Raw genomic sequence first — 26070 nt, forward strand, 5'->3', positions numbered from 1 at the left:
CTCAGTACTGAACGCGCGAAACCCATGCGGCCATGGGCAGATAGTGCCTGGCATCGGCCGGAAAACAATCGATTGCGGCCGCATGGGTTTCGCGCGCTGGATAGCAGTGTTCTAGCTTAAAAACTCTCGCGCTCCACCCATCCTACGCGTGCTGCGAACGATCAGCCCGCGACAATGGGCTTGCGGCCCGGCGCGCTGCGGGCGCCGCGGCCCCGCGCGTCGTAGGTGGCGGGCGCGCCCGCCGCGCCCAGGTTGCGCAGCGCGTCCAGCGATTGCTGGGTGTAGCGCAGGTGCACGTCGATCAGGGCGCCGTTGCGCAGGTTGATTTCATTGGCGGACGCCGATTTCGTCAGCAAGGCCTGCCAGATCCCGGCCAGTTGCGGGTGCAGCACGGCGGCCTGTTCGGTGCCGGCGTGCCCGCCGGGCAGGCCGATTTCGGCGAGCAGGGTGTCGCGCGCCTGGCTCAGGTCCACCAGCTTGCGGGCCACGCCGCTCTTGCGTTCGGTGATTTCCTGCAGCGCGCCCACGTTCCCCGGCCCCACCAGCACTTCGGTCTCTTCTTCCAGGATGGCGGAGAACTCGGTGATCAGGGCGTCTTCCTGCCTCATGCAGGATTGCAGGGAATCGACGGGGGCTGGGCTGGTGGTCATGCTGCGGCTCGGGTCGGAGTGTTGCGGGGGCTTACTTCAACAGGTCTCGGGCGCTGGCGATCAGGCTGTCCGCGATGCGGCCGGTATCGATCTTGAGCTGGCCCGAGGCGATCGCCGCACGGATGGCGGCCACGCGCTCGACATTGATGTCGTTCGAGCCGTCTTGCAGCGCCAGCATCTTGCGCGACGCCGAACTCAGCGCCACCTGCGAGCTGCTGGAGCCGCTGGCGCTGCCGGCGCCATAGGCCTGGGCGACCGCGGATTCAGGGCGGTTCCCGACGGCATCCGCCGATAGGGGGCGGTTGGTGGTGGAATTGATCTTCAAGATTATCTCCGCAGGGCGTCCTGGGTCGGTTGTGCGACGGGTCCGCCTACTTATGTCTCTGTAACGACAGGGCCGGAAGGAACTTTAGGGTAGGCGGGCCCCCGGCGCAACGCGATATGTAACAACCCCTACAGTTGTATTTCAACCAGGCCGGCGTTGCGCACAATGCCGCTGACCACCTGGCCGCTGGCGGTGCGCACCTGCACCGTCGCGCCGGGCGCCGCGTTGTCCAGCGCCTGGCCCTCGCTGCTGACCACGAATCCCTTGCCGAGCGCGTTGATGCGCACATTGGCGCCGCGCAGCACCGACTGGGCGTTGCGCAGCGACGAGCCCCGGACCGTCTGCCCGGCGTTGATCCGGTAGGCCGCGGTCATGCCGACCACGGTTTGGGGATCGGTGATGGCGCCGGGGGGCAGGGCGATGAGGTCGCCGTCCCGGGGCGCCAGGTCGTCCGGCGTCAGGGCCTGGCCGGCCGCGATCAGGCGCGAGGCGACGTAATACTGGCCCGGCACGCTGATCGTCGCCTGCACATAGGTCGTCCAGGGCCGGGGCGCGTTGCAGCGCACTCCCACGGTCATGCGCGAGCGCAGCTTCATGCCGGAAGGCATAAATGGGGACATGGCATCGCAAGGCGTCAGGCGTTCGGCCCGCGGGGGATCGATGGCGATCGACGGCTGGCCGGGCAGGCTGGCCAACTGGTCCTGCAGATAGGCTTGCGCGGCCAGCGCGATCGCCTCGGATGGCTGGGCCGCCGCTTCCTGGGCCTGCGCGGCCGCCAGGGGCAGCAGCAGGGCGGCCAGGCAGCCGGCGCGCGCGCGGAGTCGTCTTGCGGGGATTTTCATGATGGATGAATTGTAGAAGTCCGCGGCGCTTGGCAATACGTGAATTGGATGAGAAATGACGGGTTATTTGGCTGATTGTGCCGGGTCGCCGGCCCCTATGATGCCGTCATCCAATGGGATAACGGTGCGTCCGGGATCCCGTGTCCATCCGAATTGCAATGCACGAAGGCGCCACGATGCTAGACAGGCTTAACGAGGATTTCCGCTTCTTCCAGCAGTCCCTGGGGCTGCGCGCGCAGCGCCAGGAAGTGCTGTCGTCGAATATCGCCAACGCCGATACGCCCAACTACAAGGCCCGCGATTTCGACTTCAAGACGGCGATGGCGAATGCCATGGAAGGCACCATGCGCCTGTCGGACACGTCGCTCACCTTGACGTCCGCCCGCCACATTCCGGCCAAGGCCGTATCGCAGGGGCCCACCGACCTCCTGTACCGCCTGCCGTACCAGCCCAGCATGGACGGCAACACGGTGGACATGGACATCGAGCGCGTGCAGTTCGCCGATAACACCTTGCACTACCAGAGCACCATGCAACTGCTGTCTGGCCGTATCCGGACCATGATGGCCGCAATCCAGGAATGATCATTGAACGGAGCGTCAGGCAATGTCCTTGCTGAGCATTTTTGATATCGCCGGTTCGGCGTTGAGCGCGCAATCGCAGCGCATGAACGTCGCGGCCAGCAACATGGCCAACGCCGAAAGCGTGGTCGGCCCGGACGGCCAGCCCTACCGCGCCCGCCAGGTCGTCTTCCAGGTCAACCCGGCCGCCGGCCAGGCGCTGGGGCAGGAGATCGGCGGCGTGCGCGTGGCGGGGGTGGTCCAGGACCAGTCTCCCCTGAAGCAGGTCTACGACCCCCAGCATCCCATGGCGGACGCCCAGGGCTACGTCAGCATGCCCAACGTCGATCCGGTCGCCGAGACGGTGAACATGATCGCCGCGTCGCGCTCCTACCAGGCGAACGTCGAAGTGCTCAACACCGCCAAGGCGCTGATGCAGAAGACGCTGACCATCGGCCAGTCCTAACTCTTGAACAAGTGAATCCATGACCACTGTCGACCAAACCACGAGCCAGACCGGCCTGGGCCTTGCGCAGACCGGCGCCTATTCCAGCAGCACGGCGCAGGGCCTGCAGGACCAGTTCCTGAAGCTGCTGGTGACCCAGCTACAGAACCAGGATCCGCTGAACCCGATGCAGAACGCCGAGCTGACTTCGCAGCTTGCGCAGATCTCCACCGTGGAAGGCATCAACAACCTGAAGAACACGATGTTGGCCATCAGCGGCCAGATCGACGTGTCGCAGTCGATGAACGCGGTGTCGATGATCGGCAAGGGCGTGCTGATCCCGGGTTCCAAGATCAAGGTCGGCGTGGACGGCGAGAATGCCGACGCGCGCGTGGTCACGCCTTACGGCCTGGACCTGCAGGCCGACGCGGCCAAGGTGCAGGTGCGCATCGCGGACGCGAACGGCGCGGTGGTGCGCACCATCGAACTGGGCGAGCGCGAGACCGGCGTGTACACGCTGGACTGGGATGGCAAGAACGACGGCGGCGTGGCGCTGGAGCCGGGCGCGTACACCGTGTCCGTCCTGGCGACGGATGCCGATGGCAATAAGGTGAACTCGGAAGTGCTGAGCTACGGTCTGGTCAAGAGCGTGGCGTATTCCACCAACGGCCTGCGCCTGGACCTGGGCCTGGACGGCCAGACCAGCATGCTGGACGTGCGCAAGGTGATCGGCGCCTGAGTCGGGCGCGGCGAATCGGTGCCGGCGCACGGGCGGCGGCTTCACTCAGTTTAAGGATTAGCGAGAAAAAACATGGGCTTCGGACAAGGATTGAGCGGCTTGAACGCCGCGGCGCAGAACCTGGACGTCATCGGCAACAACATCGCCAACTCGGGCACCGTCGGCTTCAAGTCGTCGACCACGTCGTTCGCCGACGTCTACGCCAGTTCGCGCGTCGGCCTGGGCGTGAAGGTCGCGTCCATCAACCAGCGCTTCACCGTGGGCACGGTCAACGGCGGCGGCGGTGAATACGACATCGCGATCGACGGCGCCAAGGGCATGTTCCGCGTCACCGACCAGAGCGGCGCCGTCATGTACACCCGCAACGGCGAATTCCTGGTCGACAAGAACAACTTCATCGTGAACGCCCAGGGCTACCGCCTGACCGGCTACCCGGCCGGCGCCATCGGCGCGAACCCGGTGGAACTGCAACTGCCCATGGCCAACGTGGCGCCGAGGGCGACGGCCACGGCCACGACGGTGGCCAACCTGGACGCGAACGCCAAGGTGATTTACGAAACCGACACCACCACCGATCCTGGCGCGGACGGCAGCGTCACGCTGGGCGGCACGGCCTACACGTTCACGCGCGACGGAGCCGGGACCCTGTCGTGGGTCACCGCCCCGCCGGACGGCACCTACACGGAAGGTACCGAGACCGTGGTCATCACGGGCGGCGACGGCACGATCGCGTCGGGCGACATCAAGCTGATCGCGGGCTATTCGGAATTCGAGGCGCCCACCGTCGAACTCGGCCGGCCGTTCGATCCCAAGGTATCCAGCACCTATACGAACGCTTCGCCCATGACCGTGTACGACTCCCTGGGCAATTCGCACCAGGTGATGCAGTACTTCGTCAAGCGCCCCGCGGGCGGGTCGGGCAGTGAATACGACGTGTACTACACCATGGACGGCAAGGCCATGGCGCCGACCACAGACGTCAGCGGCGTCTGGGGCAACCCCCAGAAGCTGACCTTCAACAACGCGGGCACGATGACCAACGCGCCGGTGGTGAACCTGAGCTTCGCGCAGCCGGGCGGCAACACCACCCCGGCCGATCCCCTGAACATCGCGCTGGACTACACCGGCACCACGCAATACGGCAGCAACTACAAGCTGGTGGCAAAACCGGACGGCTACACCTCGGGTGAATTCAGCGGCATCAACATCGGCGGCGACGGCAGCCTGGTCGCCAGCTACACCAACGGCGAAACCCAGATCGTGGGCACCATCGTGCTGGCCGATTTCTCGAACCTGCAAGGCTTGCAGCCGGTGGGCAACAACGCCTGGACGGAAACGGCGGCCTCGGGCCAGCCCATCCTGGGCCAGCCGGGCACCAACGGCCTGTCCAAGGTGGTGGGCCAGGCGACGGAATCCTCCAACGTGGACATGAGCAAGGAGCTGGTCAACATGATCGTCGCCCAGCGCACCTACCAGGCCAATTCGCAGACCATCAAGACCCAGGACGAGATCATGCAAGTCCTGATGAACCTGAAGTAGAGGGCTCACCCCCGAAGCGCCGCAGGCGCTTCCCCCTCCAGGGGGCGCGCCAGCGGACCGGCGGAGCCGGATCCGCGGCGCCCCGCTCCGGGAGCACCGGCTATAGAGGGCCGATTGTGGCGGGGAGGGCACCGTGGACGCATATTCGATGACGATGGCGATGGAATAGGAAATGGATCGGATTATTTACACCGCGATGAATGGCGCGGCGCGCATCACGGAGCACCAGGCCGCGTTGAGCAACAACATGGCCAACGTGAACACGCCGGGCTTTCGCGAGCAGATCGCGCTGTACCGGTCGGTTCCGGTGACCGACGGCGTGAGCCTGCCCACGCGCGTGTCGACGGTGGCGTCCACGCCCGGCAACAGCTTCCAGATGGGCACGATGCAGACCACGGGCCGCGACCTGGACGTGGCCCTTGCCGACGAACGCGGCTGGCTGGCGGTGCAGACGCCCCAGGGCGAAGCCTATACCCGCGCCGGCAGTCTGCAGGTCGGCGTCAATGGGCTGCTGCAAACGTCGCTGGGCCAGCCGGTGCTGTCGGACCAGGGCGGCATCATCGACGTGCCCGACCAGGCCGCGCTGACGATCACCTCGGACGGCACCATCACCGCCATCGGCGCGGGCGATGCGCCGAACAACATCCTGAACCTGGGCCGCCTCAAGCTGGCCGACCCGCCGAAGGAACAACTGGTGCATGGCGACGACGGCGTGTTCCGCCGGGCGCCGGTCGATGGCCAGCCCGCGCCTCCCATGCCCGCCGACCCCAGCCTGCGGCTGCTGTCGGGCGTGCTGGAAGGCAGCAATACCAATCCGATGGCGGCGATGGTCGGCATGATCGCGAACGCGCGCCGCTTCGAGCAGCAGATGCAGGTGATCCAGCAATCGGACCGCAACGCCGAGCGCGCCAACGGCCTTCTTTCGATAAGCGCCTGATCCGGCGGCTGATTCAAAACCATTTTTGCGCGCGGCCGGGCCGCGGCACCAGGAGTACTTCATCATGATGCGTTCGCTGTGGATCGCCAAGACGGGCCTGGAGGGTCAGCAGACCTCCATGGACGTGATTTCCAACAACCTGGCCAACGTCTCCACCAACGGGTTCAAGCGCGGCCGCGCCGTGTTCCAGGACCTGATGTACCAGACGCTGCGCCAGCCCGGCGCCCAGGTCGGGGATGCCACCCAGTTGCCCTCCGGGCTGCAACTGGGCACCGGCGCGCGCGTGGCCGCGACCGAGCGCATCCACACCGCGGGCAACCTGAACAACACGGGCAGCGAGATGGATATCGCCATCAACGGCCGCGGCTTCCTGCAGATCGAACTGCCCGACGGCACCCAGGGCTACACCCGCGACGGCGCGCTGCAGCGCGACCAGAACGGGCAACTGACCACGGTCAGCGGCTACGTGATCCAGCCGCCGATCAACGTGCCCGACAACGCCTTGTCGCTCACCATCGGCAATGACGGCACGGTCTCGGTGACCCAGCCGGGCGCCGCCGGCGTGAACGTGCAGATCGGCCAGTTGCAGATCGCCACGTTCATCAACCCTACCGGCCTGCAGAGCATCGGCGAGAACCTGTACCTGGAAACCGACGCCTCGGGCCCGGCCAACCTGCTGCAGCCGGGCGTGGACGGCGCCGGCTCCATCATGCAGAACTACGTCGAAACCTCCAACGTGAACGTGGCCGAAGAACTGGTCAACATGATCACCACGCAGCGCGCCTACGAAATGAACAGCAAGGCCGTCAAGACCTCGGACGAAATGCTGGCCCGCCTGACGCAACTGTGATGCCCATGTCTGTACTGCGCCTGGCGACGAGCGCGGCCCTGGCCATATCGATGGCCGGCTGCGCCATGATTCCGCCCGAACCCATCGTGACCGGGCCGACGACGGCCGCGCCGCCGGTGCCGCCCATGCCTTCGGCGCAGCCCACGGGCTCGATCTACCAGCCCACGACCTACGGCAACTATCCGCTGTTCGAGGACCGTCGGCCGCGCAACGTGGGGGACATCGTCACCATCGTGCTCAACGAGAAGACGAACGCGTCCAAGAACGTCGCCACGAACACCAACCGCAGCGGAAGCGCCAGCCTGGGCATCGCCGCAGCGCCGTCCTTCATGGACGGCTGGGCCAACGCCAACCTGAACACCGACGCCAAGGGCGGGAACGTGTCGCAGGGCAAGGGCGACAGCACGGCCAACAACGCCTTCACCGGCACCATCACCACGACGGTGGTGGGCGTGATGTCCAACGGCAACCTGCAGGTGGCGGGCGAAAAGCAGATCGCCATCAACCGCGGCAGCGAATACGTGCGCTTCTCCGGCGTGGTGGACCCGCGCTCCATTACCGGCACGAACACCGTGTCGTCCACGCAGGTGGCCGACGCCCGCATCGAATACCGCAGCAAGGGCGTCATGGACGAAGTGCAGACCATGGGCTGGCTGCAACGCTTCTTCCTGATGGCATCGCCGTTCTGACGTTCTATGCATGGGCGCCCTGGACAATTGACATGAAACACGCTGTTTTCTTCTTCCGCCTGCTGGCGCGCGCCTGCGTCGCCGCGGGCATGCTGGCCGGCGTTGGCCCGGCGCACGCCGAACGGCTCAAGGACCTGGCCTCGATCCAGGGCGTGCGGGGCAACCAACTGATCGGCTACGGCCTGGTCGTGGGCCTGGACGGCAGCGGCGACCAGGTTCGCCAGACGCCGTTCACGCAGCAAAGCCTGACCAACATGCTGTCGCAGCTTGGCATCACCGTGCCTTCGGGCAGCAATATGCAATTGAAGAACGTCGCGGCCGTCATGGTCACGACGACGCTGCCCGCCTTCGCGCGGCCCGGCCAGACGCTGGACGTGGTGGTGTCCTCCATGGGCAACGCCAAGAGCCTGCGCGGCGGCACCCTGTTGATGACGCCGCTCAAGGGCGCCGACAGCCAGGTCTACGCCATCGCCCAGGGCAACATCCTGGTGGGCGGCGCGGGCGCTTCCGCGGGCGGCTCCAGCGTGCAGATCAACCAGTTGAACGGCGGCCGCATCAGCGCGGGCGCGATCGTCGAGCGTTCGGTGCCCACCACGTTCTCGCGCGACGGCTACATCCACGTCGAACTGAACAACACGGATTTCGGCACCGCCCAGAACGTGGCGGCCGCCCTCAACAAGAAGTTCGGCCAGGGCACGGCCGCGGCCCTGGACGGCCGCGTGGTGCAGGTGCGCACCCCCATGGAACAGGCGTCGCAGGCGCGCTTCCTGTCGCTGGTGGAAGACCTGCAGGTCGCCCGCGCGCCCACGGTGGCCAAGGTGATCATCAACGCCCGCACGGGTTCGGTCGTCATGAACCGCACCGTCATGATCGAAGAAGCCGCGGTGGCGCACGGCAATCTCTCGGTGATCATCAACCGGCAGAACCAGGTATCGCAGCCGGACACGCCGTTCACGGAAGGGCAGACGGTGGTGGTGCCCAATACCCAGATCGAAGTGCGCCAGGACAACGGATCCCTGCAGCGCGTCAGCACCAGCGCCAACCTGGCCGACGTGGTCAAGGGCCTGAATGCCCTGGGCGCCACGCCGCAGGACCTGCTGGCGATCCTGCAGGCCATGAAATCCGCGGGCGCCCTGCGCGCCGAACTGGAAATCATCTGACGGCGATGGCATATACCCAAGACGCGGCGCGCGGCGCCCAGCGGCAGGATTCGGTCTTCGACATGGGGCGCCTGTCGGACCTGAAGCGCGACGTCAAGAAAGATCCCGCGGGCACCGAACAGCAGAAACAGGTGGCCAGGCAGTTCGAGGCCCTGTTCCTCCAGATGATGCTCAAGCGCATGCGCGAGGCCACGCCCAAGGAGGGGCTGTTCGATTCGCAGCAGACGCAGATGCTGCAATCGATGGCCGACGAGCAACTGGCGCTGCACCTGGCGACGCCGGGCATCGGCCTGTCCCAGGCCATCCTGGCGCAGATGCAGGAAGGCAAGCCGGGCGACGTGCCGGAAGACGCCGTCAAGCGCATCGGGCAGGGCGGCGACCTCGATTTCCGCACGGGCGGTTCGCGCGAGGTGTCGGCGCTGCTGAACGTGATGCGCAACAACCGTCCCAGCGACCGGGCCCTGGCGGCCGCCGAGGGCGCGCCCGAACACGTCGTCGACTTCGTGTCGAAGATGGCGCGCGCGGCCAACCTGGCCTCGCAGCACAGCGGCGTGCCGGCCCGCCTGATCATGGGCCAGGCGGCGCTGGAATCCGGCTGGGGCAAGCGCGAGATCAAGCACGACGACGGCAGCACCAGCTACAACCTGTTCGGCATCAAGGCGGGCGCCAACTGGAAGGGCAAGGTCGTCAACGTGCTCACGACCGAATACGAAGACGGCGTGGCTAAAAAGGTGACGCAACCTTTCCGCGCCTACGCCTCCTACGAGGAATCGTTCGCGGACTACGCCCGCCTCATCGGCAACAGCCCGCGCTACGAGAGCGTGGCGCAGGCGCGCAACGAGATCGAGGCGGCCCGGCGGATCCAGGACGCGGGCTACGCGACCGATCCGCAGTACGCCCAGAAGCTGATCGGTGTCATGAGCCAGCTACGGGGCGCGGCTTCCAAGGTGGAAATTTCTCGCCAGATGTTGGAAGGACTCTAAATTCACGTCGTCCGCTGCCGTTAATGGAGTATCCAGTCATATCGGTCGCGGTTAAATACGGGGCATTGTCAGCATGAATTTGTACAAAACGGCATTGGGCGGGCTGAACGCGGCTCAGGCAGGCCTGGCAACCACCAGTCATAACATCAACAACGCCACGACGGTCGGTTACAACCGTCAGCGCGTCATGGTGTCCACCGCCGGCGCCCAGGCGACCACCAACGGATACATCGGCCGCGGCGTCCAGGTGGACACCGTCGTGCGCAGTTACGACAGCTTCCTGTACAAGCAGCTCGTCGGCGCGCAGGGCAGCGGCGCCCAGTTGCAAGCCCAACTGGACCAGGTGTCGCAGGTCAACAACCTGTTCGCGGACCGCACGGTCGGCATCGCGCCGGGCCTGAACAATTTCTTCACCAGTATGAACACCGTGGCCAGCAAGCCCGCGGACCCGGCCGCGCGCGCCGATCTGCTGGGCAAGGCCAACAGCCTGGCCACGCAGATCCGTTCGGCCTACACCGAAATGCAGAACCAGCGCGAAGGGCTGAATACGCAGATCACGACGACGGTGGAGCAGGTCAACAGCTACCTGTCCCGCATCGACGACCTGAATACGCAGATTTCGCTGGCTACCGGCAAGGCGGGCGGCAGCCCCCCGAACGACCTGCTCGACCAGCGCGACCAGGCCGTGATGGAACTGAACCAGTTGATCGGCATCACGACGTACGAGCAGGGCGACAAGATCAGCATTTCCCTGGCCAGCGGCGGCCAGTCGCTGCTGTCCGGCAACAGCATCTACCCGCTGCAGGCGGTGGCCTCGTCCAAGGATGCCGGCCGCACGGTGCTGGCCTATACCTTGCCGGCGGGTTCGGGCAAGACCGTGGCCGTGGAACTCGACGACAGCGAAGTCACCGGCGGCAAGCTGGGCGGCCTGCTGCAGTTCCGCTCCTCGTCGCTGGACGTGATGCAGAACCAATTGGGCCAGATGGCGGTCGGCCTGGCCCTGTCGTTCAATAAGCAGCACAAAGAGGGACTGGACCAGAACGGCGATCCCGGCACCGACTTCTTCAGCATCGGTTCTCCCGCGGCCGTGCCAAATACCCAGAACAAGAGCAACGCGCAGATCTCGGGCACCTTCACGAACCTGGACAACATCAACGCCAAGGACTACGAGATTTCGTTCGACGGCACGAATTACCAGGTCGTGCGCCTGCCGGAAGGCGTGCGGGTCTATAACGGCCCCGCCACCGGCACGCCGCCCAACGCGACGCTGGACCTGGACAGCGAAATGGGTGTCACCCTGACGATCGACGCGCCGCCCCAGGCGGGCGACAAGTGGTCGCTGTCGCCCACGCGCGACGCCGCCCGCGACATTGACGTCCTGATCCGCGATCCGGAAAAGATTGCAGCGGCCGACGCGGACGGCGGCGACGCCAACGGCAAGAACGCGCTCAAGCTCGCGCAACTGGAAAACGCCAAGGTCCTGGGCCACGGCACGATGAGCACGACCGACATGTTCGCGCAGGTCGTGAACACGGTAGGGGTGCAGACCGCGCAGGTCAAGGCGGCCGCCACGGCGCAAGTGAATCTGATCAAGCAGACGACGGCCGCCCAGCAGTCGGTGTCGGGCGTCAACCTGAACGAAGAATACGTCAGCCTCTCGCTGTATCAAGAGCAATACCAGGCCAGCGCGCGCATCATCGATGTGGCCAGCACCATTTTCGACACGCTGCTGGGCCTGCGCGGCTGACCGGACCGTTGAATTGTGATGACTAAAGAGACTTTCGGAGTTGCACCATGCGCCTGAGTACCACGATGATGTACACGAACGGCCTGAGCGGCGTTCTTGCTCAGGAATCCGACATGAACCGCCTGGTCGAGCAGATCGGCAGCGGGCGCAAGAACCTAAGCCCGGCGGATGATCCCCTGGCGGCGGCGCTGGCCATCGGTGTCGCGCAGACGCAGAGCATGAACTCGGCGTACGCAATGAACCGCCAGACCGCCAATACGAACCTGGGCCAGGAAAGCAACACCCTGGATGCGGTGACGAACATCCTGCAGGAAGCGCGGACGCGCATCATCCAGGCGGGCGGCGTGCTGTCCGACAGCGATCGCCAGGCGTTGTCCACGGCGCTCAAGAGCACGCGCGAAGCCTTGCTGGGCCTGGCGAACGCGACGGACGGCAACGGCCAGTACCTGTTCTCGGGCAATGATGGCAACGTGATGCCGTATTCCACGGACGCGTCGGGCAAGATCGTCTATAGCGGGTCGACCGGCGAGCGGACCGTCCAGGTCGACCAGAGCCGGCAGCTTTCCACCAGCGACCTGGGCAAGGACATTTTCGGCCGCGCCAACCCCGGATCGCAGACCTACGTGTCTTCGGTGCCCGAAACCAACACCGGCACGGCGGAGTTCGGCGCTGCCTCGGTGACGCCGGGCAGCCCGAACCTGGGCAAGAATTTCGCGGTGGAGTTCGAAGCCGATCCCGTTACCGGCGAGATGGGCTACCGCGTCACCACGACCGACGCCGACGGCACCAATCCCGTCACCGTTCCGGATACCGCGCAGCCCGCGACGCCCTATGTCAGCGGCGCAACGATCGATTTCGGAGGAGTCTCCGTGGCGATCAAGGGGGCTCCCGAAGCGGGCGACGTGGTCAACGTGGAAAGCATCCAGTCGGCCGACATGGACGTCTTCGCCACCTTGGACAGCCTGATCTCCGCCCTGGACGCGCCCAGCGCCGGCGACCCGGTGGCCACGGCAAGGCTGAACAACGAGTTGGCGACCGCCAACAAGAAGTTGGCGAGCGCCTACGACAACGTGTTGACGGTCAATGCGTCGGTCGGCGCCCGCATGAACGAGTTGGACGCGTTGGATGCGACCGGAACGCAAAAGGGCCTGTCGTACGCCAAATCCCTGTCGGACCTGGAAGACCTGGACTATTACCAAGGCGCCAGCCAGCTTGCATTGCGCCAGGTCGCGCTGCAGGCGGCTTCGGCTGCCTTCATGACCATCCAGGGTTCCAGTCTTTTCAGCCGCAAGTAACGCGGTGGAGTTCCAGGCCGCGCCCGTGGGGCGCGGCGAATAGCGCGCTTGCGGACGCTGCTGGCCCAAGGCCGGGGCGTCCGTGGTTGCGTGCACGGTAGGAAATCGTAGGTTCACGTCGCTCAACGCTCGGATATTTCATGCTTGTCAATTTGAAAGTTCGCACCTGCCTCATTCTGGTGCTGCTGCTCTTCACGGGCGCCATGTTCATATCCAATGGCGTGGCGTGGATGGGGCTGGACTCCAGCAGCCAGAAGCTGGACCAGGTCAATGAAGCCTATTCCACGCAGGCGGCGCAGGTAAACCGCGCCTACAGCCTGTTCGTGAGCGGCCGCCTGCTGCTGGCGAATTCGCTGATGGATATGCAGCAGGGCAAGACCGAACAGGCGACATCGCAGGCCCAGCGCGCGGAAAAGCTGATGCAGGACGGCGCCAAGGCGCTCGACGCCTACAGCAAGGCGCCGCGCCTGCCGGGTTCCGAGGCGGTGAACGGCAAGCTGGAAAGCGCCTACAGGCAGTTCGACGGCCTGGTCAAGCGGCAGGCGGCGGCGTTGTCCTCCATGGCGGTGCAGGAATACCTGGATCTGAACGATGCCGGCACGGCGGCGAACGCGGCGCTGCGCGACGCGGTGGGCGAAGTCCTGGCTTTCGTGGACGCGAGCACCGACGAATTGATCGCCCAGGCCGGGGCGGCGCACGGTGTGTCGCGCACTGTCACTATCGTGATGCTGGCGATCGCCCTGGCGCTGGCGCTGGGGTGCTGGATTTTCATCAATCGCACCGTGCTGCGGCCGCTGCACGAGGCCGGCAGCCATTTCGAGAAAATCTCCGCCGGCGATTTCACCGGCCGCATCGAGGTGCGCAGCACCAACGAAATCGGCCACCTGTTCGCGGCGGTCAAGCGCATGCAGGAAAGCCTGACCCGCACGGTGGCGTTGGTGCGCCGCGGCGTGGATGAAATCAACGTGGGCTCGCGCGAGATCTCGGCGGGCAATGCCGACCTGTCCAGCCGCACCGAACAACAGGCGGCGTCGCTGGAAGAAACCGCGGCGTCGATGGAAGAGTTGGCTTCGACGGTGAAGCAGAACGCGGACAACGCGCGCCAGGCCAATCAACTGGCGGCCAGCGCGTCGGACGTGGCGGAACGCGGCGGCTCGGCGGTGTCGGAAGTGGTCAACACCATGCAGGAGATCTCGGCCAGCTCGCGCAAGATTTCCGAGATTGTGTCGGTGATCGACGGCATTGCGTTCCAGACCAACATCCTGGCGCTGAACGCGGCGGTGGAAGCGGCACGCGCGGGCGAGCAGGGCAAGGGCTTCGCGGTGGTGGCGGGCGAAGTGCGCTCGCTGGCGCAGCGCAGCGCGCAGGCGGCCAAGGAAATCAAGGGCCTGATCGAGGATTCGGTCACGAAGGTCGGCGCGGGTTCGCAGCAGGTGGAGCGCGCCGGCGCGACGATGCAGGAGATCGTGGCGTCGGTGAAGCGGGTGACGGACATCATGGGCGAGATCTCGGCGGCGTCCGAAGAGCAGTCCAGCGGCATCGACCAGGTCAACCGCGCGGTGTCGCAGATGGACGAAGTGACGCAGCAGAACGCGGCGCTGGTGGAAGAGGCGGCCGCGGCGGCGGGTTCGCTGCAAGAGCAGGCGCAGCGCCTGGCCGAGGCGGTCTCCGTGTTCAAGATCAACGCGGGCGAAGTCATCGAAGTGCCCGCCCAGCAGTTGGCGCAACCCCGCAGCGCTCCGCGCATGCCGGCGCCGGCGGTCAAGACGCCGGCTGCCGCGGCTCCCGTTGAACGCGCGGAACGTGCCGAGCCCGCCGCGCAAGCGCCGAAGGCCGCTGCCGCGCCTCGCCTGACGCAGGTGGCCCGGCCCAAGCCGGCCGCGGCGGCTTCGTCGGTCCGTCCGCGCCGGCCGGCCAGCCGGACGGCGGACGCGACCGACGCCGCGCCCGTCCGGCCGTCCGCCAACCGGCGGCAGGCGCCGTCGGACGACGATTGGGAATCTTTCTGACGGAGCGATCCGCCAGTGCTTTGTGACCATGCAGTAAAGCTATCCCTTTTACGGCCCGGCGGCGGGATCGCCGCCGGGACGATTACCGGAATACATGGAAATGTTTAGCAATCTGAAGGTGCGCACGGGCCTCATGCTGGCCCAGTTGGCGGTTGCCTTGGCCGCGCTTGCCGCGATCGTGCTGGGCTGGAACGGCATGCGCTCCAGCACCGAGGCGATCAACGCCCTGGATACCTTGAGCGTCCAGCAAGCCAATTTGATCAAGGACTCCTATACGCAGATGCTGCGCGCCACCATACGCGCCGACATCGCGGCGGCGCAGCGCAGCGCCGGCGACTCTGGCGGCGCGGCGGAGAACACGCGCACGGTGCAGCAACTGGTCGGCGACGCCAAGAAGAAGATGGAAGCCTTCAAGGCGATTCCGAAGACCACGGAAGTGGGCAAGGCCGCCGAAAGCGAACTCCTGTCGTCGTTCAATTTGTTCGCCGATGCGCTCCAATCCATGATGTCGGCCCTGGAAAAAGGCGACTCGGCCGCTTATCTGTCGCTGAAGAACACCAAGGCGGGCGCGGCCAGCGGAGCGTTCTCGCAGCGCTTGAGCGCGTTCGCGGACAACATCACCGCCTATAGCGAAGAACTCGTGGGATCGGCGCGCTCGCAATCGGCGACGATGGCGATCGTCTTCATCGCGCTGGCCGTGGTGATCCTGGCGGTGTGGCTGGGCGCGTTCCTGTTCATGAACCGCGTCGTGCTGCGCCCCTTGCGCGCGGTCAGCGACAGTTTCGACAAGATCGCCGCCGGCGACCTGACGGTGCGGGTGGAGGTGGAGTCCACCAATGAAATCGGCACGCTGATGGCGGCGGTCAAGCGTATGCAGGAAAGCCTGGCCCGCACGGTGACGACGGTGCGCCGCGGCGTGGACGAAATCAACGTCGGTTCGCGCGAGATCTCGGCGGGCAACACGGACCTGTCCAGCCGCACGGAAGAGCAGGCGGCGTCGCTGGAAGAAACGGCGGCGTCGATGGAAGAACTGGCTTCGACGGTAAAGCAGAACGCGGACAACGCGCGCCAGGCCAATCAACTGGCGGCCAGCGCGTCGGACGTGGCGGAACGCGGCGGTTCGGCGGTGTCGGAAGTGGTCAACACCATGCAGGAGATCTCGGCCAGCTCGCGCAAGATTTCCGAGATTGTGTCGGTGATCGACGGCATTGCTTTCCAGACCAACATCCTGGCGCTGAACGCGGCCGTGGAAGCGGCGCGCGCGGGCGAGCAGGGCAAGGGCTTCGCGGTGGTGGCGGGCGAGGTTCGCTCGCTGGCGCAGCGCAGCGCGCAGGCGGCCAAGGAAATCAAGGGCCTGATCGAGGATTCGGTCACGAAGGTCGGCGCGGGTTCGCAGCAGGTGGAGCGCGCGGGCGCGACGATGCAGGAGATCGTGGCGTCGGTGAAGCGGGTGACGGACATCATGGGCGAGATCTCGGCGGCGTCCGAGGAGCAGTCCAGCGGCATCGACCAGGTGAACCGCGCGGTGTCGCAGATGGACGAAGTGACGCAGCAGAACGCGGCGCTGGTGGAAGAGGCGGCCGCGGCGGCGGGTTCGCTGCAGGAGCAGGCGCAGCGCCTGGCCGAGGCAGTCTCCGTATTCAAGATCAACGCGGGCGAAGTCATCGAAGTGCCGGCGCGCCAATTGGCGCAGCAGCGTCCGGCGCCTCGCGTGGCCGCTCCCGTGGCGGCGCGGGAAGCGCCTGCGGCGGCTGCCGCCAAGGCGGCGCCGGCCGCGCGCCTGACGCACACCGCCCGCGCCAAGCCGGCGCCGACGCCGACGACGGCGCCCGTCGAAGGGGCGACCGCGGCGCGTCCGCCGCGCCGGCCCGCGGCACGGCCGGCGGCCGCGTCCGAGGCGAAGTCCGCGCCGGCGGCCAGCCGCCGATCGCCGCCTTCGGACGACGATTGGGAATCTTTCTGACACCGGCCAGTCCGGTAAGTGGGTAGGTATGCGAGGCTATATACATCTTCTGGCGACGGCCGCTCTTGCGGTCTTTCTCGCCGGCTGCGCGGCGACGGGACACAATTTCGACCCGGGCAGGCTGTCGACCCTGACGCCCGGCCAGACGACGCTGGAAGAGGCCTCGCGGGAGCTGACGGCTCCGCCCGACAAAGTCTACCGACAGACCGACGGCTCGTTGCTGGCGCTCTGGTCCTTCAAGATCACGTTTGTCACGGACGGCTTGTACAGCCGCAAGGAAGCGCTGCTCCAGTTCGGGCCGGACGGCCGGCTGATGCGCCTCGTCGACAGCACCAATATTCTGCTGGAACCCTGGGAACGCCAGAAACTGATGGGACCCGCGCCCGCTCCCGACTTCGGTCCGGACTGGGCGCTGCCCGCAGTGGAACCCGAGGGGCAAATCATCTATATACCCGGCCCGGGTGAACCGGCCGGATCGAGGCCGCGGGGCGGGTAAGCCCTGTGTCCGGCAGAGAGCATTGCGGCGCAGATCGCAATGTACGTCGCCCTGAGTGGATCCGCTGTGTAACAGAGCGTGTCCGCAGGGTGGTTTTTCATTTGGTCAGGCAGTTCCTGAGGGATGGGGAAATTTATGGAAGCGAGTCTCGAATCCGGTGCGAAGTCCGGCAAAGTCGGAAAGAGGAAGGCGCGCGCGCCCAAGGTGAAGAAGAAGCTGCGCCTGCGCGATGCCCGCGTCGGCACGATGCTGCTATGGGTCATGGCGTTCTTCGCGGTGTTGATCGCCGCGGTCGGCGGCCTGGCCGCCTATTTCCTGCAGAGCAACTATGAGTCCATCCGCGAGGTCAACTCCCTGACCGAGCGTTCCAAGCAAGTCGAGGTGATCAACAGCGACATGCTTCGCGCCCGCGTCGCGCTGATGGTCGCCGCGCGCCACCTGCAGGAATCCGGCTGGGGCAGCGGCGAGAACTCGGCCCGCGACGCCGCGGCGGCCGTGAAGAGCGCCACGGACCTGCTGACCGGGGTGCGCAGCCGTTTTGCGGATTTCCAGAAGAACATGCTGCAGGACGACACCGGCCGCCAGTTGTCCATGAACCTGGTCCGCCGCTACCGCTCGTACATCGACGATGGCGTGGACACCATGGTCGAAGCCCTGCGCAGCGAAGATTATTCGACCTTCTACATGGTGAACAACGAGTACGGCACGCCGCGCAGCGCCGCGTTCATCGATGCGATCGGCGAGTTCGGCAAGTACATCGGCGCGCAGCAGCAAGCCACGATCGACCAGGCGGACGCCAATTTCAACCGCGCCATGGTGGCGGTGGGCGTCGCGGTCGGCCTGGCGCTGCTGCTGATGATCCTGGCCCGCATGCTGTTCGGCCGCCTGGTGGTCCGCCCCTTGGTGGAAGCCGGCCAGCATTTCGACAAGATCGCCGCCGGCGACCTGACCAGCCGGGTGGAAGTGCGTTCGCACAATGAAATCGGCCAGTTGTTCGCCGCGCTCAAGCGCATGCAGGAAAGCCTGACCCGCACGGTGTCGGCGGTGCGCCGCGGCGTGGACGAGATCACCGTGGGTTCGAGCGAGATCTCGGCCGGCAACACGGACCTGTCCAGCCGCACGGAAGAGCAGGCGGCGTCGCTGGAGGAAACGGCGGCGTCGATGGAAGAGCTGGCCTCGACCGTGAAGCAGAACGCGGACAACGCGCGCCAGGCCAATCAACTGGCGGCCAGCGCGTCGGACGTGGCCGAACGCGGCGGCTCGGCGGTGTCGGAAGTGGTCAGCACGATGCAGGGCATTTCGGCCAGCTCGCGCAAGATTTCCGAGATCGTGTCGGTGATCGACGGCATTGCGTTCCAGACGAACATTCTGGCGCTGAACGCGGCGGTGGAAGCGGCACGCGCGGGCGAGCAGGGCAAGGGCTTCGCGGTGGTGGCGGGCGAGGTTCGCTCGCTGGCGCAGCGCAGCGCGCAGGCGGCCAAGGAAATCAAGGGCCTGATCGAGGATTCGGTGACGAAGGTCGGCGCGGGCTCGCAGCAGGTGGAGCGCGCGGGCGCGACGATGCAGGAGATCGTGGCGTCGGTGAAGCGGGTGACGGACATCATGGGCGAGATCTCGGCGGCGTCCGAGGAGCAGTCCAGCGGCATCGATCAGGTCAACCGCGCGGTGTCGCAGATGGACGAGGTGACGCAGCAGAACGCGGCGCTGGTGGAAGAGGCGGCCGCGGCGGCGGGTTCGCTGCAAGAGCAGGCGCAGCGCCTGGCCGAGGCGGTTGCCGTGTTCAAGATCAACGCGGGCGAGGTCATCGAAGTGCCCGCCCACCAACTGGGCGGCTATTCCACGCCGACGCTGACCCAGGCCTGACGCCTGGCGCCTTGAGACAGGACCGCGGCCGCGCCGATGCGCGGCCGCGGTCCTGTGTCTTTTCGGGCCATGGAAATGCGCGAATCATGCGCACGTTAAGTTTTCCGGAATATTACCGTTAATAGTAATAACGCCCGATCAGGGCAATGAACAGTGTTTGACGGCCATCGCACCTGCCGGCGCAGGGCCTGACAAACCGGGCGGGGAAGTGTAGATGCGGGGCATCGGGTCCAGTTTGCTCGCCGTTATTCATTTGCTGCTTTTGATATAACCGGAGACAAGCTGTGCGCGTCAACCTACCCGTTCATAACGTGGAAACCAAGCTGCGCGAGGATCAATACCTGATCTCGCGCACCGATACCAAAGGCAGGATCGTTTACGCGAACCCCGCCTTCGTCGAAGTCAGCGGATTTTCCCGCGAGGAATTGATCGGCAAGGCCCACAATATCGTGCGCCATCCCGACATGCCCTCCGAAGCCTACGAAGACCTCTGGGAGACGCTGCAGGCCGGCGAATCGTGGCTCGGCCTGGTCAAGAACCGCCGCAAGGACGGCGGTTTCTATTGGGTGCTGGCCAACGCCACGCCCATCTTCGAAAACGGCGAGGTCGTGGCGTATTCCTCGGTGCGGGTGCGTCCGTCCGATGAACAGGTCGAAATGGCCGAAGCGCTGTATGCGCGCATGCGCGAAGGCCAGGCCAGGGGAGTCCGCATCCTGCGGGGACGGCCGGTGCCCGCCGGTTGGCGGCGCGGGCTGGACGTGCTGGCGTTTCCCTTCAGGCGCGGCGTGCGCAGCCGCATGCTGCGCCATGCGCTGCTGTCCGCGGGCATCGTGGGCGGTGCGGGCGCCTACGGGCTGCACGCCAATTGGGACCAGCTCGGCACGTTCGGGGCCGGCCTGGGCTGCGCGGCGATCGGGCTGGGCATCATCGCCATCTTCGGCATGGGCTGGCGCCTGTCGCGGTTCCTGCTGGACCCCATGGTCGACGCCGCCAACATGGCGCGCCAGGTGGCGGCGGGCAATCTCACCACGCAGATCCTGGCGGAGTCGGACGATGAAGTCGGCAGCCTGAAGTTCTCGCTCGAAGTCATGCGCAAGAGTCTGGTTGGCATCGCCCAGGACGTTTACCGCGGCATCGAAGGCACGACCCACGCCGCGGCGCATATCGCCCGCGGCAACCAGGAACTGGCCGGCCGCACCGAGGGCCAGGCTTCCTCCCTGCAGCAGACCGCCGCCAGCATGGAGCAACTGACGTCCACTGTGCGCCAGAACGCCGATAACGCGCGCCAGGCCAACCAATTGGCGGCCAGCAGCATGGACGTGGCGCGGCGCGGCGGTGTCGCCGTCGGGCAGGTAGTGGACACGATGCACGGCATTTCGGACAGTTCCCGCAAGATCGCCGATATCGTCAGCATCATCGAGGGCATCGCGTTCCAGACGAACATCCTGGCGCTCAACGCGGCCGTGGAAGCCGCCCGCGCGGGCGAGTCCGGCAAGGGCTTCGCGGTGGTGGCGGGCGAGGTCCGCAGCCTGGCGCAGAAAAGCGCGCAGGCCGCCAAGGAGGTCAAGGGCCTGATCGAGGACTCGGTGGAGCGTGTCACGGAAGGGTCGCAGCAGGCCGAACAGGCAGGCGCGACGATGCAGGAGATCGTGGCCGCGGTGCATCGCGTGACCGCCATCATCGGCGAAATCTCGAGCGCTTCGCAGGAGCAATCCAGCGGCATCGAGCAGGTGGATACGGCGGTGTCGCAGATGGACGTGATGACGGTGCAGAACACCGCGCTGGTCCAGGACCTGGGCGGCGCGGTCATGCAGTTGGGCGGCCAGTCGGGCGCGCTGCGCGAAACGATCCGGGTATTCCGGCTCACGGGGCAGCAGTAATCGCGGGCAGGAGGGCAAGGTGTCAGACACCCTTGTATCCTGGTTCCCGTAGCGCGCAGGTGTCAGACACCTGACCAACTAGGGGCTCGGTCCGGTCTTACTTCCCCGCCAGCGCATCGGAGCGCGCAGGTGTCAGACACCCGAGGAAGCGCCCGCCATATGGCCGTGTCATCCCGCGGGTGTCTGACACCGATTGGAGGATTAGCCGGGGGGGGTGTCTGACACCCTGCAGCCGCCAATGAAGATTGACGAGCGTCTCCCCAGGGTGTCAGACACCTGACCCACTAGGGGCTCGGCCCGGCCTTACTTCCCCGCCAGCGCATCGGAGCGCGCAGGTGTCAGACACCCGAGGAAGCGCCCGCCGTATGGCCGCGTCATCCCGCGGGTGTCTGACATCGATTGGAGGATTAGCCGGGGGGGGTGTCTGACACCCTGCGGACGCTAATGAAGATTGACGAGCGTCTCCCTAGGGTGTCAGACACCTGACCACGGGGGTTTCAGGCACCTGACCGCGTAGGGACTCGGCCCGGTCTTACTTCCCCGCCAGCGCGTCGGCGACGCGGCTCATGGCGGCCAGGCCGGATCCGAACAGGGATTCCAGGAACGGTCCGGCGTGGGGCAGGACGACGGCCAGCACCGTGACGCCGACGATCAGCGTGACCGGGAAGCCGATGGAGAAGACGGATAGCTGTTGGGCGGTGCGGTTCAGGATGCCCATGGCCAGGTTGATGGTCAGCAGGGCGCAGATGAGCGGCAGCGCCAGCAGCAGGCCGGAGATGAACACTGTCTTGCCCCATTCCACCACGACGCCCCAGCCGTTCTGGTGCAGTTGGATCGCGGCGACCGGCAAGGTGTCGAAGGAACGCACCAGCGCGGCCAGGACCAGCAGGTGGCCGTCCAGCGCCAGGAAGGTCAGCATCGCAATGATGTTGAAGAGCCGCGACAGCACCGCGGTGTTGGCGCCGGAACTGGGATCGAAGAACGAAGCGAACGACAGGCCCATCTGCAGGCCCACGAATTCGCCGGCCGTCTGGACGGCGGCGAATACCAGGCGCATCGTGAAACCCAGCGAGATGCCGATCAGCACCTGCTGCATTACCATCCAGAGCCCGGCGAAGGAACCCGGCGCGATCGCCGGCATGGGGTCCAGGGCGGGGCTGATGGCGACGGCCAGGATGAACGACAGTCCGATCTTGACCTTGATGGGGATGAGCGATTCCGAGAAGAGCGGCGCGGTGCCCACCAGCGCCAGGATGCGCACGAACGGCCAGAGGAACTGGCCGATCCAGCCGTTGAGCTGTTCGAGCGTGAAGGCGATCATGGCGGGAGGTCCGGAGTCCGGCGGCGGCCGCCGCTCAGGACACCAGCATGGGGATCTGGCCGATCAGTTGCCGGATGTAGTCGACCATGACGCCGATGAGCCACGGACCCAGCAGCACCAGCACGCCGCACATGGCCAGCAGCTTCGGAATGAACGACAGCGTCATTTCGTTGATCTGCGTGGCGGCCTGGAAGATGCTGATGACCAGGCCCACGAACAGCGTCACGAGCAGGAGCGGACCCGCCATCGCCAGCACGATCTTCATCGCCTGGTAGGTCATGGTCATGACGGTTTCGGCGGTCATGGCGATTCTCCTCCCGGCGTCACTGGTAGAAACTCTGGGCCAGCGAGCCCATGAGCAGGTTCCAGCCGTCGGCCAGCACGAACAGCATCAGCTTGAACGGCAGCGCCACGGTGACCGGCGGCACCATCATCATGCCCAGCGCCATCAGGACGCTGGCGATCACCAGGTCGATGATCAGGAACGGGATGAAGATGGTGAAACCGATCTGGAAGGCGGTCTTCAATTCGCTGGTGATGAACGCCGGCACCAGGATGCGCATGGGCACCTGCGCCGGATCTTCCAGGGCCGGCTGCTTGGCCAGGTTGGCGAAGAGCGACAGGTCGCTCTCGCGGGTCTGGTGCAGCATGAAGGTGCGCAAGGGCGAGGCCGCGCGCTCCACCGCGGTTTCGAACGGGATCGAGCCCTCGGACAGCGGCTTGTAGGCGTCCGCGTAGATCTTGTCGAACACCGGCGACATCGTATAGAAGGTCAGGAACAGCGCCAGGCCGATCAGCACGTGGTTGGGCGGCGACATGGCCGTGCCCATGGCGCTGCGCAGCAGGCCCAGGACGATGATGATGCGGGTGAAGCCCGTCATCATCAGCAGCGCCGCCGGCAGGAACGACAGCGAGGTCATCAGCAGCAGGGTCTGCATGCTGAGCGAATAGGTTTCGGAGCCGTTCGGCCCCGGGGTGGCCGTCAAGGCCGGCAACGTGGCCTGGGCGACGACACCGGCCGGAAAGAAGGCCAGGCCGAGCACGGCGGCCGCTGCGAACAGGGGCAGCGCGGCGGTGCGGGCGCGGGCAGGTGTCGTGCGAGAGAGCAAACTCATGGATATGGCGTGAAGCGCGGCGTGGCGCTAGCGGCGCTTGAGCGCCTGGCCCAGCTTGGCCGCGAAAGCGGCGGCGGGCAATGGGGAACCTTCCGGCAACTGGCCGGCGGGCAAGGTGTGCAGAGTATTGAGCTGGTTGGGGCCGACGCCCACCACCAGCCAGGTGTCTTCGATTTCGACCACCACGATGCTTTGGCGCGGGCCGACCGGCAGGCTGGCGACCTGCCGCAGGAGATTGCCGCCGCCGCGCTGCGTCAGCCCGGCGCGGCGGGCCAGCCAGGCCGCGGCCAGGATGGCGGCCACCACCAGCACCAGGCCGACGATGACGCGCGTGAGGGCGGATTCGGTCATGGCGGAGGCGGGGTCAGCGACGGTTGTTCAAGCGGTTGATCCGCTCGGACGGGGTGATGATGTCGGTGAGGCGGATGCCGTACTTGTCCTCGACGACCACCACTTCGCCCTGGGCGATCAGGTAGCCGTTGACGAAGATGTCCATCGGTTCGCCGGCCAGGCCGTCGAGTTCGACCACCGAGCCCTGGCCCAACTGGAGCAGGTTCTTGATGGTCAGGCGGGTGCGGCCCAGCTCGACCGTGAGCTGGACGGGGACGTCCATGATCAGGTCGATGTCCGTGCCCGCGCCGCCGGTGGCGCCGGCCAGCGGCTTGAATACCGACTGCGCCGCCGATTGCGCGGCGGGGGCGGCGGCGGGCGCAGCCGCGGGCGCGGGCGCGGCTGCCGGCGCCGGCGTGGCGGCCTGTTCGGCCATCGCGGCGGCCCAGTCGTCCTGGGGCTTCAAGCCGTCGGCCTGGGTGGGCGGGTTGGCGCGGGATTGTTCGGCGAGCGCGTCGGCCCAGTCGTCGGCCGGGGACGAGCCAGTGCCGGGCTCGTTCTTGTCAGTCATGGTCAGAGGCCTCGTTGGGTTCTGTATCGTGGGTAAACATGTTCTGTACGCGCAGGGCGTACTGGCCGTTGAAGACGCCGTAGCCGCATTCCATCAACGGCACGCCGTCGACGCTGGCGATTATGGATTCCGGAACGGTCACCGGCAGGACGTCGCCCGCCTTCAGGTGCATCAGTTCGCGGATCGAGGACGGGATGCGGGCGAATTCCGCGATGACGTCGATATCGGCGCTGCGCACCTGGCGGGAAAGCTGCTGCGACCAGCGCTGGTCCACTTCTTCGAGCGTGGTTTCCTGCAGCGGCCGCGTCAGCAGGTCGCGCACCGGCTCGATCATGGAGTAGGGCAGGCAGATGTTCAGGTCGCCGCCGGTGGCGCCGAATTCGATGTGGAAGGACGTGACGACCACCACTTCGTTGTTGCCGGTGATGCTGGCGAACTTGGTGTGCATCTCCGAGCGCACGTACTCGAATTCGATCGGATAGACCGGATCCCAGGACTTGCCGTAGCTTTCCAGGGTCAGGTTGAGCAGGCGCCGGATGATGCGCTGTTCGGTCGTGGTGAAGTCCCGGCCTTCGACGCGGGTGTGGTAGCGGCCATCGCCGCCGAACAGGCTGTCGATGACCAGGAACACCAGGTTCGGGTCGTACGTGAAGAGCGCGGTGCCGCGCAGGGGCTTCATCTGAATCATGTTCAGATTGCTCGGCACCGGCAGGTTGCGCTCGAAGTCCGCGTACTTCTGGATCTTGATGGAACCGACGGTGATGTCGGCGCTGCGGCGCATGAAGTTCAGGAGCACGTTGCGCATGTGGCGCGCAAAACGCTCGTTGATCAGCTCCAGCGTCTGCATGCGGCGGCGGACGACGCGCTCCGGCGAGCTCAGGTCATAGGCGCGCGCGCCGGTATTCTGGCCTGCCGCTTCGGTTTTGCTGTCGCTCTCGCCGGTGACGCCAGCGAGCAGCGCGTCGACCTCGTCCTGCGAAAGGAATGCCTCGTAGGCCATGCTTATTGCACCACGAACGCCGTGAAGAGCACGTCGGTGACGTACTGGCCGTCAGGCAGGGGCGAGAACGGAAGATTGACGGCCTGCTTGATCGCATTGACCATGTCGGTCTTGCCCTGCTGCGTCTGCACGCCGATGGGCGATTGCGACGACAGCACCATCAGGATGCGGCTGCGCACTTCGGGCATGTACTTTTCGAGGCGCGTGCGGGTCTGGTCGTCGCTGACGCGCAGGGTCAGGCCGACGTGCATGATGCGTTCCGTATCCGCATTCTGCAGCGTCACGGTGAAGGGTTCGAGCGGAACGAAGATCGGGGCGGGCACGGCGATCGGGCCGGCGGGCGGCGCGACGAAGGTGGTGGGCGTGGCCTGGGGGCCGTGGCCCGGCTGGCCCGCGCCGGGCTGGCCGCCCGGCACCTGGCCTACGCCGAGCTGCACGGGCGCTCCGCCTTGCGGCTGCATGCGCTGGGCGATGAACCAGGTGGCGCCGGCGCTGGCCGCGGCGACGATGAGCAGGACGATGAGCGCCAGCAGCGGGCGAAGAATGCGGCCCAGGCCGCCCGAGCGGGGGATGGGTGCGCCGCGCGCAGGCAGGGGTGTGGATTTGGAAGTCGCCATCTCGGTGTCGATGCGTGTTTTGCCGCTGATGAAAACGGGTTCTTAGTGGATGAAAGCATTCTGCCCCAAATCCCGCCTCGGCTTGGAGGCGAAAAACAGGGCGAAAGCCGCGTATCTCAAGCTATTGCTGCACCGCCCGCAAGC

At 66.2% G+C, this 26070-nt stretch carries 26 protein-coding genes; 16 read left to right on the forward strand and 10 right to left on the reverse strand.

What is annotated here, in order from left to right:
• Positions 1 to 161: 161 nt before the first annotated feature.
• From WHX56_RS17785 to flgA, 3 genes are all read right to left on the reverse strand, one after another.
• Positions 162 to 650, reverse strand: coding sequence for a flagella synthesis protein FlgN (locus tag WHX56_RS17785; RefSeq protein ID WP_129246961.1), 489 nt, complete (start codon positions 648 to 650; stop codon positions 162 to 164).
• Between the two features lie 31 nt (positions 651 to 681).
• The gene (gene flgM / locus WHX56_RS17790; RefSeq protein WP_129246963.1) at positions 682 to 975 is read right to left on the reverse strand and encodes a flagellar biosynthesis anti-sigma factor FlgM; all 294 of its coding nucleotides are present in this window, start codon (positions 973 to 975) and stop codon (positions 682 to 684) included.
• A gap of 128 nt (positions 976 to 1103) precedes the next feature.
• Positions 1104 to 1817 (reverse strand): flagellar basal body P-ring formation chaperone FlgA, encoded by a 714-nt coding sequence (gene flgA, locus WHX56_RS17795; protein ID WP_338878536.1) that lies wholly within the window; start codon positions 1815 to 1817, stop codon positions 1104 to 1106.
• Positions 1818 to 1993: 176 nt separating this feature from the next.
• Here flgA and flgB point away from each other — a divergent pair, with 176 nt between their 5' ends.
• From flgB to WHX56_RS17875, 16 genes are all read left to right on the forward strand, one after another.
• On the forward strand, positions 1994 to 2401 hold the full coding sequence (gene flgB / locus WHX56_RS17800) for a flagellar basal body rod protein FlgB (RefSeq protein WP_129246967.1): 408 nt from the start codon (positions 1994 to 1996) through the stop codon (positions 2399 to 2401).
• Between the two features lie 22 nt (positions 2402 to 2423).
• Positions 2424 to 2843: a flagellar basal body rod protein FlgC gene (gene flgC, locus WHX56_RS17805; RefSeq protein WP_129246969.1), complete on the forward strand. Its 420-nt coding sequence runs from the start codon at positions 2424 to 2426 to the stop codon at positions 2841 to 2843.
• 19 nt (positions 2844 to 2862) lie between these two features.
• Complete coding sequence (locus WHX56_RS17810; RefSeq protein ID WP_129246972.1) at positions 2863 to 3561, forward strand: flagellar hook capping FlgD N-terminal domain-containing protein; 699 nt, start codon at positions 2863 to 2865, stop codon at positions 3559 to 3561.
• A gap of 72 nt (positions 3562 to 3633) precedes the next feature.
• Entirely contained in the window at positions 3634 to 5100 is a 1467-nt protein-coding gene (locus tag WHX56_RS17815; RefSeq protein ID WP_338878537.1) for a flagellar hook-basal body complex protein, read from the forward strand.
• 172 nt (positions 5101 to 5272) lie between these two features.
• Positions 5273 to 6037 carry a flagellar basal body rod protein FlgF gene (locus WHX56_RS17820; RefSeq protein WP_129246976.1) on the forward strand — a complete coding sequence of 255 codons (765 nt, stop codon included), beginning with the start codon at positions 5273 to 5275 and terminating at the stop codon, positions 6035 to 6037.
• A gap of 64 nt (positions 6038 to 6101) precedes the next feature.
• Entirely contained in the window at positions 6102 to 6887 is a 786-nt protein-coding gene (gene flgG, locus WHX56_RS17825) for a flagellar basal-body rod protein FlgG (protein ID WP_129246978.1), read from the forward strand.
• Complete coding sequence (locus WHX56_RS17830; RefSeq protein ID WP_129246980.1) at positions 6887 to 7576, forward strand: flagellar basal body L-ring protein FlgH; 690 nt, start codon at positions 6887 to 6889, stop codon at positions 7574 to 7576. Before flgG ends, WHX56_RS17830 begins: the two co-directional genes overlap by 1 nt.
• 32 nt (positions 7577 to 7608) lie before the next feature.
• Entirely contained in the window at positions 7609 to 8736 is a 1128-nt protein-coding gene (locus WHX56_RS17835) for a flagellar basal body P-ring protein FlgI (protein ID WP_129246982.1), read from the forward strand.
• Positions 8737 to 8741: 5 nt separating this feature from the next.
• Positions 8742 to 9719: a flagellar assembly peptidoglycan hydrolase FlgJ gene (gene flgJ, locus WHX56_RS17840; protein WP_287753155.1), complete on the forward strand. Its 978-nt coding sequence runs from the start codon at positions 8742 to 8744 to the stop codon at positions 9717 to 9719.
• A 73-nt stretch (positions 9720 to 9792) separates the two neighbouring features.
• Positions 9793 to 11466 carry a flagellar hook-associated protein FlgK gene (flgK, locus tag WHX56_RS17845; protein ID WP_338878538.1) on the forward strand — a complete coding sequence of 558 codons (1674 nt, stop codon included), beginning with the start codon at positions 9793 to 9795 and terminating at the stop codon, positions 11464 to 11466.
• A gap of 47 nt (positions 11467 to 11513) precedes the next feature.
• Positions 11514 to 12761, forward strand: a complete 1248-nt coding sequence (gene flgL, locus WHX56_RS17850; RefSeq protein ID WP_129246988.1) for a flagellar hook-associated protein FlgL — start codon at positions 11514 to 11516, stop codon at positions 12759 to 12761.
• 140 nt (positions 12762 to 12901) lie between these two features.
• Positions 12902 to 14770: a methyl-accepting chemotaxis protein gene (locus WHX56_RS17855; RefSeq protein WP_129246990.1), complete on the forward strand. Its 1869-nt coding sequence runs from the start codon at positions 12902 to 12904 to the stop codon at positions 14768 to 14770.
• Positions 14771 to 14870: 100 nt separating this feature from the next.
• On the forward strand, positions 14871 to 16733 hold the full coding sequence (locus WHX56_RS17860; protein WP_338878539.1) for a methyl-accepting chemotaxis protein: 1863 nt from the start codon (positions 14871 to 14873) through the stop codon (positions 16731 to 16733).
• Positions 16734 to 16761: 28 nt separating this feature from the next.
• Complete coding sequence (locus WHX56_RS17865; RefSeq protein WP_129247153.1) at positions 16762 to 17229, forward strand: hypothetical protein; 468 nt, start codon at positions 16762 to 16764, stop codon at positions 17227 to 17229.
• Positions 17230 to 17364: 135 nt separating this feature from the next.
• Positions 17365 to 19092, forward strand: a complete 1728-nt coding sequence (locus WHX56_RS17870; protein WP_129247155.1) for a methyl-accepting chemotaxis protein — start codon at positions 17365 to 17367, stop codon at positions 19090 to 19092.
• A 284-nt stretch (positions 19093 to 19376) separates the two neighbouring features.
• On the forward strand, positions 19377 to 20972 hold the full coding sequence (locus tag WHX56_RS17875; protein WP_338878540.1) for a methyl-accepting chemotaxis protein: 1596 nt from the start codon (positions 19377 to 19379) through the stop codon (positions 20970 to 20972).
• 532 nt (positions 20973 to 21504) lie between these two features.
• Here WHX56_RS17875 and fliR read toward each other — a convergent pair.
• From fliR to WHX56_RS17910, 7 genes are read right to left on the reverse strand one after another with little or no spacing between them, the layout of a single operon-like run.
• The gene (gene fliR / locus WHX56_RS17880) at positions 21505 to 22293 is read right to left on the reverse strand and encodes a flagellar biosynthetic protein FliR (protein WP_129247157.1); all 789 of its coding nucleotides are present in this window, start codon (positions 22291 to 22293) and stop codon (positions 21505 to 21507) included.
• Between the two features lie 34 nt (positions 22294 to 22327).
• Positions 22328 to 22597 (reverse strand): flagellar biosynthesis protein FliQ, encoded by a 270-nt coding sequence (gene fliQ / locus WHX56_RS17885; RefSeq protein ID WP_129247159.1) that lies wholly within the window; start codon positions 22595 to 22597, stop codon positions 22328 to 22330.
• 19 nt (positions 22598 to 22616) lie between these two features.
• Positions 22617 to 23408: a flagellar type III secretion system pore protein FliP gene (fliP, locus tag WHX56_RS17890; RefSeq protein ID WP_208742484.1), complete on the reverse strand. Its 792-nt coding sequence runs from the start codon at positions 23406 to 23408 to the stop codon at positions 22617 to 22619.
• Between the two features lie 27 nt (positions 23409 to 23435).
• Entirely contained in the window at positions 23436 to 23759 is a 324-nt protein-coding gene (gene fliO, locus WHX56_RS17895) for a flagellar biosynthetic protein FliO (protein WP_287755132.1), read from the reverse strand.
• Between the two features lie 13 nt (positions 23760 to 23772).
• Positions 23773 to 24309, reverse strand: coding sequence for a flagellar motor switch protein FliN (gene fliN, locus WHX56_RS17900; protein WP_129247163.1), 537 nt, complete (start codon positions 24307 to 24309; stop codon positions 23773 to 23775).
• Complete coding sequence (gene fliM / locus WHX56_RS17905; protein ID WP_129247165.1) at positions 24302 to 25309, reverse strand: flagellar motor switch protein FliM; 1008 nt, start codon at positions 25307 to 25309, stop codon at positions 24302 to 24304. The genes fliN and fliM overlap by 8 nt, the downstream gene beginning before the upstream one ends.
• 2 nt (positions 25310 to 25311) lie before the next feature.
• Complete coding sequence (locus tag WHX56_RS17910; protein ID WP_129247167.1) at positions 25312 to 25926, reverse strand: flagellar basal body-associated FliL family protein; 615 nt, start codon at positions 25924 to 25926, stop codon at positions 25312 to 25314.
• Between the last annotated feature and the right edge of the window lie 144 nt (positions 25927 to 26070).

It is taken from the genome of Achromobacter veterisilvae, from assembly GCF_037619525.1.
Lineage (GTDB): Bacteria > Pseudomonadota > Gammaproteobacteria > Burkholderiales > Burkholderiaceae_B > Achromobacter > Achromobacter veterisilvae.